General features: G+C 51.7%; 13 protein-coding genes. 7 read left to right on the forward strand and 6 right to left on the reverse strand.

Annotation, left to right across the window (positions count from 1 at the left end; genetic code table 11):
* Positions 1–59 precede the first annotated feature (59 nt).
* Entirely contained in the window at positions 60–1,661 is a 1,602-nt protein-coding gene (locus AAE045_RS14750; protein WP_455548375.1) for an SAVED domain-containing protein, read from the forward strand.
* 276 nt (positions 1,662–1,937) lie between these two features.
* Here AAE045_RS14750 and AAE045_RS14755 read toward each other — a convergent pair whose 3' ends face one another.
* A complete protein-coding gene (locus tag AAE045_RS14755; protein WP_455548376.1) occupies positions 1,938–2,417 on the reverse strand; it encodes a HEPN family nuclease in 480 nt (159 codons plus the stop codon).
* A 952-nt stretch (positions 2,418–3,369) separates the two neighbouring features.
* Between AAE045_RS14755 and AAE045_RS14760 the strand changes: the two genes are divergently transcribed.
* The 4 genes from AAE045_RS14760 (at position 3,370) to AAE045_RS14775 (ending at position 7,295) form a co-directional block, all read left to right on the forward strand.
* On the forward strand, positions 3,370–3,645 hold the full coding sequence (locus tag AAE045_RS14760) for a hypothetical protein (protein WP_455548377.1): 276 nt from the start codon (positions 3,370–3,372) through the stop codon (positions 3,643–3,645).
* A gap of 854 nt (positions 3,646–4,499) precedes the next feature.
* Positions 4,500–5,555, forward strand: a complete 1,056-nt coding sequence (locus AAE045_RS14765) for an ABC transporter substrate-binding protein (RefSeq protein ID WP_455548378.1) — start codon at positions 4,500–4,502, stop codon at positions 5,553–5,555.
* Positions 5,542–6,546: a FecCD family ABC transporter permease gene (locus AAE045_RS14770; protein ID WP_455548379.1), complete on the forward strand. Its 1,005-nt coding sequence runs from the start codon at positions 5,542–5,544 to the stop codon at positions 6,544–6,546. The genes AAE045_RS14765 and AAE045_RS14770 overlap by 14 nt, the downstream gene beginning before the upstream one ends.
* On the forward strand, positions 6,543–7,295 hold the full coding sequence (locus AAE045_RS14775) for an ABC transporter ATP-binding protein (RefSeq protein WP_455548380.1): 753 nt from the start codon (positions 6,543–6,545) through the stop codon (positions 7,293–7,295). Before AAE045_RS14770 ends, AAE045_RS14775 begins: the two co-directional genes overlap by 4 nt.
* On the opposite strand, the gene AAE045_RS14780 is transcribed toward AAE045_RS14775, so the two are convergent.
* Positions 7,282–8,004: a substrate-binding domain-containing protein gene (locus AAE045_RS14780; RefSeq protein WP_455548381.1), complete on the reverse strand. Its 723-nt coding sequence runs from the start codon at positions 8,002–8,004 to the stop codon at positions 7,282–7,284. The two genes, AAE045_RS14775 and AAE045_RS14780, sit on opposite strands and share 14 nt — an antisense overlap.
* A 160-nt stretch (positions 8,005–8,164) precedes the next feature.
* On the opposite strand from AAE045_RS14780, the gene AAE045_RS14785 reads away from it, so the two are divergent.
* Positions 8,165–9,055, forward strand: coding sequence for a LysR substrate-binding domain-containing protein (locus tag AAE045_RS14785; protein ID WP_455548382.1), 891 nt, complete (start codon positions 8,165–8,167; stop codon positions 9,053–9,055).
* 55 nt (positions 9,056–9,110) lie between these two features.
* On the opposite strand, the gene AAE045_RS14790 is transcribed toward AAE045_RS14785, so the two are convergent.
* The 4 genes from AAE045_RS14790 to AAE045_RS14805 form a co-directional block, all read right to left on the reverse strand.
* Entirely contained in the window at positions 9,111–10,487 is a 1,377-nt protein-coding gene (locus AAE045_RS14790; protein ID WP_455548383.1) for an MFS transporter, read from the reverse strand.
* Positions 10,488–10,548: 61 nt separating this feature from the next.
* On the reverse strand, positions 10,549–11,541 hold the full coding sequence (locus AAE045_RS14795) for a transketolase family protein (protein WP_455548496.1): 993 nt from the start codon (positions 11,539–11,541) through the stop codon (positions 10,549–10,551).
* Between the two features lie 5 nt (positions 11,542–11,546).
* The gene (locus AAE045_RS14800) at positions 11,547–12,395 is read right to left on the reverse strand and encodes a transketolase (RefSeq protein ID WP_455548384.1); all 849 of its coding nucleotides are present in this window, start codon (positions 12,393–12,395) and stop codon (positions 11,547–11,549) included.
* Positions 12,396–12,494: 99 nt separating this feature from the next.
* Positions 12,495–13,340, reverse strand: coding sequence for an NAD(P)-dependent oxidoreductase (locus AAE045_RS14805; protein WP_455548385.1), 846 nt, complete (start codon positions 13,338–13,340; stop codon positions 12,495–12,497).
* Positions 13,341–13,819: 479 nt separating this feature from the next.
* Here AAE045_RS14805 and AAE045_RS14810 point away from each other — a divergent pair, with 479 nt between their 5' ends.
* A complete protein-coding gene (locus tag AAE045_RS14810) occupies positions 13,820–14,581 on the forward strand; it encodes a HalD/BesD family halogenase (protein ID WP_455548386.1) in 762 nt (253 codons plus the stop codon).
* Positions 14,582–14,587: the final 6 nt, after the last annotated feature.

Here is a 14,587-nt window from a genome sequence, read left to right on the forward strand (position 1 = left end):
GACAGGTCTGTCATCAATGCTGATAACTTTTCAAAATTATTACATGCTTGGATGATTTTATGACGGTTGTTAATGAGGCTATTTTAAAACTGGCAAATCAAGCTCTTCTTCCTCCCCTTGATACCAGTGTAAATGTTGAAAACTATCTCGAGTTTGTAAACTCGGATATTCAGTGGGATGAGGTTATTGTATTTAGCGATAGTAATCATCAAAACACACTCATTCTTCTTTTAAAGAACGCAATAATTGTTTGTGCCATGCGATTCAATTTAGAAATGTCTGAATTTATAACGATCATTCAACGTTTATGTCGCAATGGTAAAACTCTTAAACTAGCCGTATTACAAGGTGATGTTCTTAGTGAAACTGATATAGCTGAGTTTACATCGCTTCAAAATGTTTTGGCTGCATGTAGTTTCCAGACAATTAAAGTGACTATCACCGAAATCAAAAAATATCTGACAGCTTTAGGGAAGCCAGGCGCTAAAGGACGGGGGCCTAACTTCAGTAAAGACACAAAAGAGAATGTGTGGAAGGATAGCCATGGAAGATGCATGTTTACAGGGTGTGGGCAGCGCCTTGGAATAGATGAGTTATCTGGGGAGAAGGGAAACTTTAGCTACCTTGCTCATAACGTTGCATCCTCTGAGAATGGTGAACGAGGAATCCCCGTTCTATCTGAAAAGTTATCTAATGATGCAAGTAATATATTGTTATTATGTGATAAACATCATCGGCTTGTGGATAAGATTGCAGGCTGCAACTATCCCGCTAGTCGTCTTTCAGATATGCGTGTACAGCATTGTCGGTTATCGGAAATTTTGCTTGATGGCCTGAGCTACGAGTCTGTAGACGTATATGTTTTGTTGTGGCCTGTGAATGCCCAGGTTGTTTCCCCTCCTGGTTCGAGGGATATTGCAGGTTCCCTGGCCACGATGAAGTTACGATCATTGTGTATTCCAAATGTCCTGGATAACGGCGGAGAGAATGTTTTCCTGCGTGCGGGGACAATTGGCGGACAAATTCCTTCAATTATAGAATCATCTGCACGCCGGATTCTCGATCAGACACGAAGGCATGATTTCAAAGCTGCATTGTTTGCTTTCGGGCCTATGCCAGCATTAGTTGGTTTGGGTGCATTACTTGGTAATAAGGGACAATTCCTTCCAATGCTTCGATACAGAGATAGTGGGTGCTGGATGTGGCCAAAAGAAGAGCCAGTCAGCAAATTTTACTCTGTTGAAGGTAAGGACTCGCTTGTTGCTCATGAAGATGTAGTCATTAGTATTAATTTCACCGCAACTTCCCCGGCTGTGGTGGCTAAAGCGCATGAAATAAAAAATCGACTGGGGTGCAGTGTTATTAACTACACAGCAGTACCTGAATTTATGGGTAATGGTGCGATTCCTCATCCTGAAAATGGCATCGCTTTGTGTGCTCAGTTGCAGCAGGATATGCATGATTTCAGACTTAAATATGGTGTTAAACGCATCCACCTTCTGATTTGTGCATCTAATGCTGCTTCTATTTTTGTGGGGCAAGCCTACGATTTGCATCATCCTGATATGATAGTTTATGATTTTGAAGGTGAAGGGATGAAACCTGTGCTTTTGATTAGCAATAATCTTGGTGGTACAAAGTTGTTATCACCTGAATGTTAAGCTACCAGATTAAGTGCGGCAAAAGGCACATTGAATCTGAATGGATCCATATAACAATGGCCACGATGATGTGGGGTACTTACACAGAGAGCTACTTACGATGGGTTAACTGCTCTAGAGTTAAAGCCATCAGTTTGGTTCCCCGGAAGAAACCCAAGGCACGTGCTGTTCCGGAAGGTAGTAGGCATCCGGACTCTCGTGCTGAAGACGGGGTATTTCTATAGCCCTATCTGAAGATAGGGCTATATGGCTGAAGATCATGTCATTAGATCATTTCTAGCCAGCTTTATGGGGCCTGCGTTCAAGGTTGCTAACTAAAACTGAAGCGTAATAATTTAGGAAAGGCAGCATCTCATTAGCACTGAATCTTGCGTAGATATTTCCGTCGCGATCTGTCTCTTTAAAATGTATTTCATCGACTAGATTGTTCGCATCTAGAGATATCACCTCGATGCTGAAATGAGCAATAGAGTGCCTCATTTTTAAAATGAGATCCTTCAAGGTCATCTCCGGTCCGGGAAGTGTTGATTCAGTTAGTCCCATTTCAGATTTCAGCTCTTGGGTGAGTCGACAAGCAGGAATCCATGATAATGCTCGCTCTTTCGGCATAACGATAAGCCCGAGCAGGCAATTCAGGGTTAGAGTGTAATTGTATTGTTGTTCAAATGGCGTTTCTTGGATCAGAGCATTGTATTGGTTAATCAAATCTATTGTTCTTTGAACAAATTCTATCTCGAAATCTGCGTAATTTCCCATTCAACTGGCCCTTTATCATCAAAGCTCGACCATATCATGCCATCATCCTGACAATTTGATTTCCGTCATTACTGTAATGGTTCCGGTTTCGGGACTTTTCGGATCCAATACACAGAATGTCTACGTACTGTATGTAAACCGAATTGTACATATTGAAAGTATGGTATTAACGATATGTTTTATAAGGTGTTGCGTATTTTTATGCGGAACGTAAGATCGGGACATTAATTTTCACTGGCCTCTATAACCTGATGAACAACTTATCTCCTGACGCCATCCATCTCACCAAGGATGTCGTTGCAGCCCTTATTGCCGCCAACATCCCGATGCCCATGAACGATCACGTCGTTGGTCAGCACCTCGGCGGCTGCTCTCTGTCACACATATCTCCGATGATGAGTGAATTCTGTACCCGCTAGGATGCAAAAGACCGTAAGGTGAAGGTATGACTCCGGATATCAAACTGCGCATTCGTGCGTTCTGCAACGCTCTGATTTCTGCTGCCGATATCCGGTCGCATGAGTGTTCCCATCTGCCGCGCTGACGTGAGGTACTGAATGGTTTTCCGGGAGGCAGCTGCGAGCTGGCCAGTAACTTTCTGGCGCAGTATCTGAAAGATTGTCATTCGATGCTGCAGCCCCAGATCATCCTGATGTGCACTACCGAGGACTTTCGTAAAGAGACCGGATCGTCAATATAGTCACATGTGATTGTGAAGCTGGACACTTGGGCACATCGATCTGACACTGAACCAGTTTCCGAAGTACAGCAGTCGCGTATGTATTGAAGAGAAAGGAACGCTGACCACCTTGATAGGCGATATTCGAAAGTTCGGTGGCACAGTTTTGACGAAGGAAATCATCCTGTAGGCAGGCATACTTGATGGTAGCGAACTTTATCAGTGGCTGAAAGACACAGCCAGCGAGTTGCTGAACGAAAAAGGATCGTTAATATGACTCATATAGAAATAATAATGTCAGTCAAAAAGGGAATGAAGTCAGCAACGGAGGATGCCATTTCAATGAATTTGTATTCCGGTGCAAAAATAGGGGTTGAGTATCTGGCAACGGTATCAGTTGGTCCGGCATTAATCAGAAGTAAAAGCTTTAGCCATGGAGATCATGAGCTTCATTTTGAATACAGTACCAAGAAATTTATCTCGTCTACCGTACCGCTAATAAAAAAACGACACCGCTACCGGGTCATATTTTTGCAAGAAATATCGTGAGAAAACTTTCAAATACCACCAGAAATGGAAGGATAGATATAGCGTTACTTAATAAATATATGGGTATGGAATTTCCCTTATGTACGATTGAGGTGAAAGGGGATAACCCTTCCAAGAAATTGATGATTTACAGAGAAATTTAGAGTGCATGGTCTATTCAGCAGAAACAGGAAAATCCGCATTAGACCTCACACTAAGCTGCTCGTTTTTCTGTTATGTGAAGGATGCATACTGCGTTAAGTAAGAGCCTGAAAAACAGTATGTTAAAAATCTTAGAGATATCTTTGAAAGCAAAATTGCCGGTTTCAGAAAAACTGTACCTTCTGATATCAGCCTAAATGTTGAAGTATTCACACTTTCTAAAAGACTTGCTCCAGACAACGCAGATCAGCATGATTTTTATCTAATTGAAGATGAAATACATTTGTCTTTAGGTGTGATTATTTACCTAGAGCGTAATCGCCATCCACCTTCCACCGGCGTTCTTCCTGTATTACAAGTCTCGATACCCTGAGGTTAAACCTGTAGCAGGAAGGGTTGCGGAAAAATTCAGAGCTCTTGTGATGTGAACACATGCCGTTGTAGCAAACGTTTGGGTTTGGAGGTATTTTGGGCATGAGTAAAAAATACTACATAGCCCATTTATCAATCGAAGGCACTATCATTAATTTTATTTACGACATTTTTGTTAAAAACATTTAAATACAATTGGTTATTTTTTTAGTGGTATAACTATCATTAATTTTGGGATTAGTAGCATAACTTTTTTATCACACCACATGCGCTAAGATTGCCCCTCGATTCGCTATGTAATAAGATATATAGCGAATCCACTCCTTGCCCTGAAGCTCCCTATGCAAACCATTCGCAGTATCGCGCTCGCTTGCGCCACGCTTTTCCTCGCTTTTTCTGCCCATGCGGATCGGGTTATCACCGACCAGCTGGGCCGTCAGGTTACGTTGCCCGACCATGTTGACCGGGTTGTTGTCCTGCAGCACCAGACGCTAAACCTGCTGGTTCAGCTCGATGCGGATAAAGACATTGTTGGCGTGCTGAAGAGCTGGAAGAAACAGCTCGGCCCTGGCTTCGCTCGTTTCATGCCCGCCATAAATTCTTTGCCGATGCCCGGCGACCTCACTCAGGTCAATATTGAAAGCCTGCTGGCGCTCCATCCGCAGGTGGTGTTTGTCGCCAACTACGCGCCTGCGGAGATGATCCAGCAGATTCAAAATGCGGGCATTCCGGTGGTGGCGATTTCGCTGCGTAAAGACGCGGCGGGGCAGCAGAACAAAATGAACCCGACGATGAAGGACGAAGAGCAGTCCTACAACGAAGGGCTGAAGCAGGGTATCCGCCTGATTGCCGACGTAGTTGACCGCAAAACCCAGGGCGAGGCGCTGATTAACTATGCCTTCGACGCGCGGGCAAAATACAACGCGCCGGTGAGCGATATCCCGGATAGCAAAAGAGTTCGCGTTTATATGGCGAACCCGGATCTGAATACTTACGGATCGGGTAAATACACGGGCCTGATGATGAAGCACGCCGGGGCGCTGAACGTGGCCGCCGCAAGCGTGAAGGGCGCGCGACAGGTTTCGCTGGAGCAGGTCCTGCAGTGGGATCCGCAGGTGATCTTCGTGCAGGATCGCTACCCGCAGGTGGTAACGCAGATCATGAACGATCCCAACTGGCAGGCCGTTGATGCGGTGAAAAACCATCGCGTGTGGCTGATGCCGGAGTACGCCAAGGCCTGGGGCTACCCGATGCCGGAAGCGCTGGCGATTGGCGAGCTGTGGATGGCGAAAAAGCTCTATCCGCAGGCCTATAAAGACGTCGACGCTGATGCCCTGGCGCAGGACTACTACCAGCGGTTCTACCGGGTGAACTGGCAGTCCGATGCTAAGCAGTAAATCAGACCTGTTTCTGCAGCCGGCGCTGATCGTTTCGGCGCTGGCGCTGGGTATCGGCTCGTTGTGTCTGGGGCAGTATCCGCTGGCCCTGAGCGACGTTTTCCACCAGCTTATCCACTTTTCCCATCCCGAAGGCATGGCCAGCCAGATTGTCTGGTCCGTCCGGCTGCCGCGCGTGCTGATTGCGCTGCTGGCGGGCGGTGCGCTTGGCTTGTGCGGCGCCACGTTGCAGGGGGTGTTTCATAATCCGCTGGTGGATCCGCATATTATCGGCGTCACTTCCGGCTCCGCTTTTGGCGGCGCGCTGGCGATTCTGCTTGGCCTGCCGCCGATTGCGATGATGGGCTCAACCTTTGCTTTTGGCCTCACCGCGCTGATTCTGGTTTACGCGATTGCCGCGTTACAGGGGCGGGAAAACGCGCTGATCCTTATCCTCTCCGGCATTATTCTGAGCGGCTTTTTTGCCGCGCTGGTGAGCCTGATCCAGTACCAGGCCGATACCGAAGAGACGCTGCCCAATATCGTCTTCTGGCTGCTGGGCAGCTTTGCGACGGCGAACTGGCACAAAGTCGTGATGCTTGCCGTCCCGGTGGCGCTTGCTGCGGCGCTGCTGTTCCAGCTGCGCTGGCGCATAAATTTGCTCTCGCTTAATGATAAGGACGCCAGGGCGCTGGGCGTGAGGGTCGTGCCGCTGCGGCGGACGGTGCTGGTTTGCTGTGCGATTCTGGTTGCGGCCCAGGTCGCCGTGAGCGGCAGCATTGCCTGGGTTGGGCTGGTTATTCCGCATCTGGTCCGCCTGCTGGTCGGGGTCGACCATCGCCGCCTGCTGCCCGCGTCGTTCTGGCTCGGCGGCTGCTTTATGATTGTTGTGGATGACCTGGCCCGCACCCTGACGCAGGCGGAGATCCCGCTGGGCATCATCACCGCGCTGCTCGGCGCGCCGCTGTTCACCTTCCTGTTAATCCGCTCCAGCCGTAAGGCCCGCCAATGACATCCGCAACGCTCAACATCCAGCAGCTCCGGTACGGGCACAAAGAGGCGCTCTTCGAGCCGTTAACCTTTCGCTGCCAGCGTGGGGAAATCTGGGCCGTACTCGGGCGCAACGGGCTGGGGAAAAGTACCTTACTGGATACGCTGAGCGGCGTGCTAAAGCCGCTGGGCGGGAGTTTCAGCAGCGAAGGGGGCGTGGGCATTGTGGCGCAGCATTTTCATCTGCCGTTTCCCTATACCGTGCGCGATGTCGTGCTAATGGGGCGGGCGCGCCATGTCGGGCTGTTTTCCCTGCCGGGGCGCAGAGATGCCAGGCGAGTCTCCGGGGCGCTGGAACAGCTTAATATTGGCCACCTCGCCGCGCAGACTTTTACCTCACTTTCCGGCGGGCAGCAGCAGCTGGTGATGATTGCCAGAGCGCTTGTAACCGCCAGCCAGACTCTGCTGCTGGATGAACCCTGCTCGGCGCTGGACTTAGCCAATCAGCAGGTGGTTTTGCAGCTGATAAGCGATCTGGCCCTCCGGCAAAACCGCTGCGTGGTGTTCAGCACCCACGATCCCGTTCACGCTCAGCAGGTGGCGACGCATACGCTGCTCCTGCTGCCCGAAGGGAAATGGCTGGCGGGGGAAACCGATGCCGTTCTGACCGAAGAGAACATGCATCGCGCTTACGGCCTGCCGCTCCGCAGGGTCAGCCTGGAGGGGACTTCAGCGTCCTGTCTGGTGCCGCTTTTTACTATCGAAAAGTAGCGGGCAAAAAGCCTGCTGCGGTCAGAATATCCTGTCCCTCGCGATCGGTAATGAACTCAGCCAGCGACCGGGCTTCCGGCGCCTGGCTTAATACCGCCAGCTGGTATTCGCACAGAATATTATGTTCATCGGGAATCGCGATGCTCAGCACGTCCGGCTGGTCTGCCAGCGCCAGGCCGTAGTGGGCATAGCCGATAAACACCTCCGCCAGCCCCTGGCGAATCACCCACGCGCTCGCCAGCTCGCCTTTCGGCACGCTTAGCGTCTCCCTGCCGCCGACCAGCTGAAGCGCTCTCTTCTTAAGTTCCTCACCCAGCCCCGGCTCGAGCCGTTCAAGCCCGTCGAACAGCGCCCAGGTGTAATCCCCCGACGGGTCGCATCCCGGCGTTGAGGTACCGATTCGCAGCGTCGGGTCGCGCAGCAAATCCAGCCAGTTAGCTTTGTGACGAGCCGTCAGGCTCAGGCGATTCCAGGCAAAGGTATGCGCGCTGTGCGCTTTGTTCGCGGCCAGCAAGGCCTGTGGATGAGCGCGATTGGCCGAAGCAAAAAGCGCACAGGGCTCCCCCGCCTCAATGCGTTCTTTCAGCAGCCCTGCCGGGCCGTACTTTACGTCTACGGCGATGCCCGTGGCCTGAGTGAAGCGCTGCATCAGCGGCGTGAAGGCCAGGCGCAGGCTACCGGCGGCCAGCACGGGTAAGGGAGAAGTCATCGGCGATTCCTGAATTTTTTAGTCTGCCGCAAGGGTACGCCTTTTACAGAGGGGCGGGCAAAAAGGTTTTTATCTTAGTCACACAACCCGATAGCTAACCCGTTTTAACAGGCATCCTGTTGTATAGTAAGCCTTAATACAACACGGTGCGGAGTTGACCATGGACATCCTGAATAAGCTCCCTCTGTCCTCGCTGAGATTGTTTGAGGCCGCCGGGCGAACCTGCTCTTTCACGCTGGCTGCCGGGGAGCTGGGGATAACGGCCAGCGCGGCCAGCCATGCCATCGGTAAACTTGAAAAGCAGCTGGCCGTCCGCCTGTTCTTCAGAAATACCCGCGAGATGGCGTTAACCGCCGATGGTGAACTGCTGTTAAGGCACGTTCAAAACGCGTTCAGCGAAATAAAGCAGGGCGTAAATTCCCTGGCGAAGAGCCAGCAGCGCCCTCTGCGCATACATACTGTTCCAAGCTTTGCCAATCAGTGGCTACTCTCACGCCTGTCATCTTTTATTCAGCGATATCCTGACGTGCAGTTCCGCTTCTCGGCAAATACCGATCCCGTCCGATTTGAAGACGACGAATTTGATTTAGATATTCTTTACGGTCAGCCGGTCTCCTCCTCGTATCACAGCATTCCTCTGTCGGTGGAGCAGCTGACGCCGCTTTGCAGCCCGCAGGTCGCTGAAAAAATCAGCAAACCCGAGGATTTGTACAGCTGCACGCTGATCCAGTGCGATGCCCAGCTTTATCAATGGCGAGGATGGTTTGAGGAGAATAATTTAGCGCCGCCTGAGCAGTACCATTTGAGCTTTGACCGAAGCTTTATGGCCATTAAGGCGGCCGTGGATGGGCTTGGCGTGGTGCTTGAATCCATGCTGCTTGCGGAAAAAGAGATAAAAAATGGCGATCTTGTGTGTCCGCTCGTGGAGACGACCCGGGAGCTGCATTACATCTGTCATTATTTATCTTTCCCGCGCTATCAGCAGCATCCCGCGCTGGAAGTGTTTAAAACCTGGCTGCTGAACGAGCTGAATAGTGCGAACCACCGCTAAGGCCGGCTGCGCGAAGAAAAGGAGCGGCTGGAAATAGTTAACCGCTCATGACGTTCTATTCGGGCATAGAAGCCCCGACCGGCAGCGGCTCTTTGATCGTCAGGACGACCAGCAGGCAGACAAATGCGGCGATGGAGAGGCTGATAAACACCGCGTTCCAGTCGTATTTGTCCAGCAGCACGCCCACGATAAGCGGCATGATCACCGCACCGCTGTTACCGCCCATATTGATTATGGAATAGGCTATCGGGTAGCACTCTTTTGACGCTCTTCCCATCGCGTAAACGGAATAGGCCGAGTAGCCAAGAGAGAGCAGTAAACCGATACAGAACAAAATGATCCCCAGCCCCACCTTGCTTTGCGGAGCGAATACCATAACGCCCATCATGATAATCGTGCAGAAGGCGCTGAACAGCATCAGCGGCTTGCGCCGCTTGCCAAACAGGTTATCCGACATCCAGCCGCCCAAAAGATTGCCCAGCACGTTCCCGGCAAACGGCGTCGAGGCGAGAATAGCCGAGTTGATAATATTGAAGCCGTGCTCCTGCAGCAGATACTTAGGTAGCCACGACATCAGCACGCCGTCCACAATTCCCACCATGCACATGTAGCCGATGGCGGCGCCGTAAATATCCCAGCTGGTAAAGATCTCACGGGAATTTTGCAGCTGAGGTAAGTTTCGCGTTCTGATAAGGCGGTCGATTAAACCGAATTTAAAGGGACGATACAGTAGCCTGGCCGGTTCTTCTTCTCCGGCGGCGACCGTTTGTGCAGCATTATCATTGATATAGTCAGCTTCTTCCTGATTTACAAACGGACTCTCGGAGGGTTTGTTTCTCACCAGCACGTACCACACCACGGCCAGCACAATGCCGGGAATGGAGAAGAAGTAAAAAATGTGTCTCCAGTCGTAGTTAATCAGTATCCAGGCGCAAATCGGCGGCACCAGGAACGGGCCGAATTTTGAGCCCGCGAGGAATAGCCCGGTTGCCGTTCCTTTCTCCTTGCTCGGGAACCAGTTATTAATGGTCGCGGTAGAGCTGATAACTACCGGCGCTTCGCTAACCCCTACCAGCGTTCTCAGAATTTTAAGATGCAAGAAAGAATCTACCCGCCCCATAAAAAACGTAAACAGTGATGTTAAGGCCATGCCCAGCGCGTACGAAAAGCGGATGCCTTTTTTACGGACCAGATAACCGGAGGGGATCTGGCACAGGGCATAGCCTGCGAAGAACAGGCTAATGATGATGCCGACATCGGTATTGTTCAGCCTGAACTCATCCTGAATATAGGGGATGGCAAAGCCAATGTTTGCCCTGTCGGCCTGAGCGACAACGAAAATGATAAATATCAGCGCCATGACGAACCAGCGATAGCTGCTCTTTCGCACGTTCTTTTTTGTGTCCACGGATTCAATGTTATTAGTCGACATATCAACCTCAAATAGCGTAGCGGAGGTAAAAGTGAGAAGCCGCCTCTGCGGCGGCTCAAAGTTATTTCAGACGACGTTTGATTTGTTCAACCATGCAGGCTTTCGAGATGCCGTAGCGATCGTGCAGGGTTGGCAGGGCACCGGCATGCAGAAACTCGTCCGGCAGCGAGATGACGTCAAACTCGCAGCTGACGCCCTTGCGCATCAGCAGCGCGGCAACGGCTTCGCTCAGGCCGCCAATACAGCTATGGTTTTCTGCAGTAACAACCAGACGCCCTGGTTTTGCTGCCTGGGCAAGAAGGGTATCTTCATCCAGCGGCTTAATTGTTGGCACGTGCAGCACCGCAACGCTGATGTTATCCCTGCGCAGCGCTTCGGCCGCTTCCAGCGCGCGCATGGTCATCAGGCCCGAAGAGATAATCAGCACGTCGTTACCATCCTCCAGCAGCTTCGCTTTGCCGAGTTCAAATTTATAATCATATTTATCAAGCACCAGCGGCACCTTACCGCGAAGCAGGCGCATGTAAACCGGCCCCTGATGTTCCGCCAGAGCGGGAACCGCCTGTTCAATTTCCAGCGCGTCGCAGGGGTCGATAATTGTCATGCCGGGAATGCCGCGCATGATGGCTAAATCTTCCGTGGCCTGGTGGCTCGGCCCGTAGCCGGTGGTTAACCCCGGCAGCGCCGCGCAGATTTTAACGTTGAGATTTTCTTCAGCGATAACCTGATGAATAAAATCATAGGCACGGCGCGTGGCGAAGACCGCATAGGTGGTGACGAAGGGCGTGAAGCCTTCTTTCGCCATTCCTCCCGCCGCGCCCATCAGCAGCTGCTCCGCCATCCCCATCTGGAAAAAACGTTGCGGATACGCCTGGGCAAAAATATGCAGGTCGGTATATTTTGAGAGATCCGCCGTCATACCGACGATTTCCGGGCGCGTTTTCGCCAGAGCAACCAGCGCATGGCCGAACGGCGCCGAGCGGGTTTCCTGGCCCTCATCTGCGATGGAGGCGATCATGGCGGAGGTGGTTAAGCGGGGTTTGCTTTGGGAAATCTGGCTCATGACAGCGCTCCTTCCGGTTTGTTGGCATCGAGTACGGCCAGCGCCTTTTGCCATTCGTCGGCATCGACGCGGATAAAATGGTTCTTGTCGCGGGTTTCCAGGAAAGGCACGCCTTTGCCCATCAGGGTGTCGCACAGAATGACGCGAGGTTGGTCTCCGGCATGGTTTTTCGCGTTTTCAAAAGCGGTAACGACTGCCGCAACGTCGTTCCCATTGACGCGTTGCACGTACCAGCCAAACGAGGCCCATTTATCTTCCAGCGGCTCAAAACCGAGAATTTTTCGTGAATCGCCGTCGGCCTGCTGTTTGTTAATGTCGACAATATTGATCAGGTTCGACAGGCCATGATGCGCAGCCGACATCGCTGCCTCCCAGGTGGATCCTTCGTCCAGCTCGCCGTCGGACATCGAGTTGATCACCAGCGACGCGCTCTCTTTCTGCCGTAGCCCCAGCGCCATGCCTACCGCGATGCTTAAGCCCTGGCCGAGGGATCCGCCGGAAATCTCCATCGCCGGGGTATAGGTTGCCATGCCTGACATAGGCAGACGGCTGTCATCGAACCCGTAAGTCTCGAGCTCTTCTTCAGGGATAATGCCTGCTTCAATCAGCGCGGCGTAATACGCGATGGCGTAATGACCGTGGGACAGCAAAAAGCGATCGCGGGCTTCCCAGCCCGGATCGGCCGGACGGTAATTCATGATGTGCGCGAAGGCCGTAGCCAGCACGTCGGCGTACCCCAGCGCCTGGCCGATATAGCCCTGGCCCTGTACTTCCCCCATGCGCAGGGCGTATCGACGGATGCGCCAGGCCGCCGCCTCGACTTTCTGCAGTTTCGTTTGTGACATAAATAAATTCTCTATCGGTTAATTAATAAAGGTTAATTTCCCAGTGTTAATTACTAGTGGTTTATAAAATGATGAATATGGGTCGGTCGGGAGGGTTATTTATTTCCAGGTTTCTATAACCCGGCTGTCATCATTAAGTTCAAGACCCAGTTCTTTTGCCTTCAGATAGCGCTGATGCGCGATATTCAGTAATGGAACATCGGCCTGATGTTTTTTTGCGGCTTCGGCAACCAGACCGCTATCTTTAATGAAAATATTAATGGTGCTTGTTACTTCAACATTATTGTCCTGAAGCATCCGCGGCCCCCGGTCCGAAAGCATCCATGAACCGGCGGCCCCTTTTTCAACCAAAGGTAAGACTTTGGCGGGGTCGATACCCAGGGCTCCTGCAAGGCTTAAAGCTTCTGCGGCAGCAACAATATGTACGGCACAAAGGTGCTGGTTGATGACTTTAATAGCCTGTCCTTCACCGATATTTTCCCCAACGAAACAAAGGGTGCCCATTGCGGAAAGCACCGGAGTGACTTTATCAATAACCGCTGGCGTACCGGCAGCAAATATCATTAACTCGCCTGTTGCCGCACGCGCTGTGCCACCGGTGACGGGAGCGTCCACTACCTTCGCACCGGCAAGTAATAGCGTCTGCGATGCTTCGCGAACGGCATCGGGACCAACCGTAGACATAATTACCCAGGTTTGACCGGCGACCGTATCCCCGGCGTCAGTAACCAGCTGCTTTAACTGCCCGGGTGTTGCTACCATAACGACCACGACTTCAGTGGCGGCAACCATTTTTATATTCGGCTGGACAACAATATTATATTTGGCTGCTTTTTTCCGCGAGACTTCAGATATATCTATGCCGGTCACAGGGTGCCCGGCGCTTTGAATTTGTCTTGCCATTGGTAGCCCGATTGCTCCAACGCCCACGAATGTAACATTCATGATATTCCCTCCTTATACGGCAAACATAGCCAACAGAAATAGAAATAGCGGTTCCCAAATAAAATCAGATACCCGGGGTAATGATTAAATTAAATAACCTTTATCTTGAGCGGGCAAATGTGCCTTATTCATAAGTCTGTGAATGCTATTCACTAACTGGAAGGGAGGAGCGCGGCGGAACGGCGAGCCGGGCGAGGGTTAAAACGTTCAAACCTGAAAACGGGAAGATCCTCGTTTGATATCACTCACATCTGCCGCACGGTGGACAAGCCTGTCGTGCCCTACGGCATGCGCAATCTGTGAGAAAGGTCTCTTCGTTTTTTGACGTTCCAGCGACGCAATATACGCCCCGGCGGGCGGATTTCGCTGATTGTTGTTCGTTTTGTGAGCGATTAATGAAATGGCTTACAAGAGAAAAGCTTTTTGCTGTGCAAAAGTGGTTCTGCGTTATCAACAACAATAACAGGCAGGAGAAAACAGTGGACAGCATCGAAGTGGCGATCGAAAAGCATATCCGTGCGTTTCCGGAATCGCTTATTAACTACCTTAAAAACGATTATAAAGACGATCTGATGGTCGTGATTGATGACCTGGTCCCGCTTGAGATCAGGTTAGCGATGGAGGACGAAGCCCGCCGTCTCCTCCAGGAAGAAGCTTTACGCAGAGAAGTGATCATCGCCCAAAGCGGCAACACGCCGCGCGCCTACGACAGCGTTGGCCGCAATGCGATCCGCGAGAAGGGCCAGTACATCTCGGCGTTTTTTGACAGCCCCAGCATCCTGAATTTGCTTTCCCGCATTACCGGCGAGCCGCTCTACAAGGTGCCCTACGAGCCGGAAGAGTTCATCATTAATTCCCAGAACCGCAGCGGCGACACCCACGGCTGGCACTGGGATGACTACTCCTACGCGCTGGTGTGGGTGGTTGATGAGCCGGACGTCTTCTCCGGCGCGCGCGTCGAATTCGTGCCTAACATTCCCTGGAAAAAAACCGACACCCGCGACTGGATCAGGAACGTGCTGACGGAGTACACCATCTACAGCCGCCACGTCGCCCAGGGGCAGTGCTACCTGCTGCGAGCCAGGGACGCGCTGCACCGCATCTCCCCGCTGACCAAAGAGTCACGCCGCACCGTCATCGTTTTCACCTATGCCAACGATCTTGACCTTGCGGATGCCAGCCTGACCCATGACTCCATGGAAGCGATTTACCCGCACGACACCCAGACCCAACCATTGTGAGACGAG

The sequence above is a fragment of the Dryocola clanedunensis genome (assembly GCF_038405435.1).
Classification (GTDB): Bacteria; Pseudomonadota; Gammaproteobacteria; order Enterobacterales; family Enterobacteriaceae; genus Dryocola; species Dryocola clanedunensis_A.

What these genes read in the sequence shown, in the direction of transcription:
- AAE045_RS14750 (WP_455548375.1), top strand. Translation starts at nt 60, where the DNA reads ATGACGGTTGTTAATGAGGCTATTTTAAAACTGGCAAATCAAGCTCTT.
- AAE045_RS14755 (WP_455548376.1), bottom strand. Translation starts at nt 2,417, where the DNA reads ATGGGAAATTACGCAGATTTCGAGATAGAATTTGTTCAAAGAACAATA.
- AAE045_RS14760 (WP_455548377.1), top strand. Translation starts at nt 3,370, where the DNA reads ATGACTCATATAGAAATAATAATGTCAGTCAAAAAGGGAATGAAGTCA.
- AAE045_RS14765 (WP_455548378.1), top strand. Translation starts at nt 4,500, where the DNA reads ATGCAAACCATTCGCAGTATCGCGCTCGCTTGCGCCACGCTTTTCCTC.
- AAE045_RS14770 (WP_455548379.1), top strand. Translation starts at nt 5,542, where the DNA reads ATGCTAAGCAGTAAATCAGACCTGTTTCTGCAGCCGGCGCTGATCGTT.
- AAE045_RS14775 (WP_455548380.1), top strand. Translation starts at nt 6,543, where the DNA reads ATGACATCCGCAACGCTCAACATCCAGCAGCTCCGGTACGGGCACAAA.
- AAE045_RS14780 (WP_455548381.1), bottom strand. Translation starts at nt 8,004, where the DNA reads ATGACTTCTCCCTTACCCGTGCTGGCCGCCGGTAGCCTGCGCCTGGCC.
- AAE045_RS14785 (WP_455548382.1), top strand. Translation starts at nt 8,165, where the DNA reads ATGGACATCCTGAATAAGCTCCCTCTGTCCTCGCTGAGATTGTTTGAG.
- AAE045_RS14790 (WP_455548383.1), bottom strand. Translation starts at nt 10,487, where the DNA reads ATGTCGACTAATAACATTGAATCCGTGGACACAAAAAAGAACGTGCGA.
- AAE045_RS14800 (WP_455548384.1), bottom strand. Translation starts at nt 12,395, where the DNA reads ATGTCACAAACGAAACTGCAGAAAGTCGAGGCGGCGGCCTGGCGCATC.
- AAE045_RS14805 (WP_455548385.1), bottom strand. Translation starts at nt 13,340, where the DNA reads ATGAATGTTACATTCGTGGGCGTTGGAGCAATCGGGCTACCAATGGCA.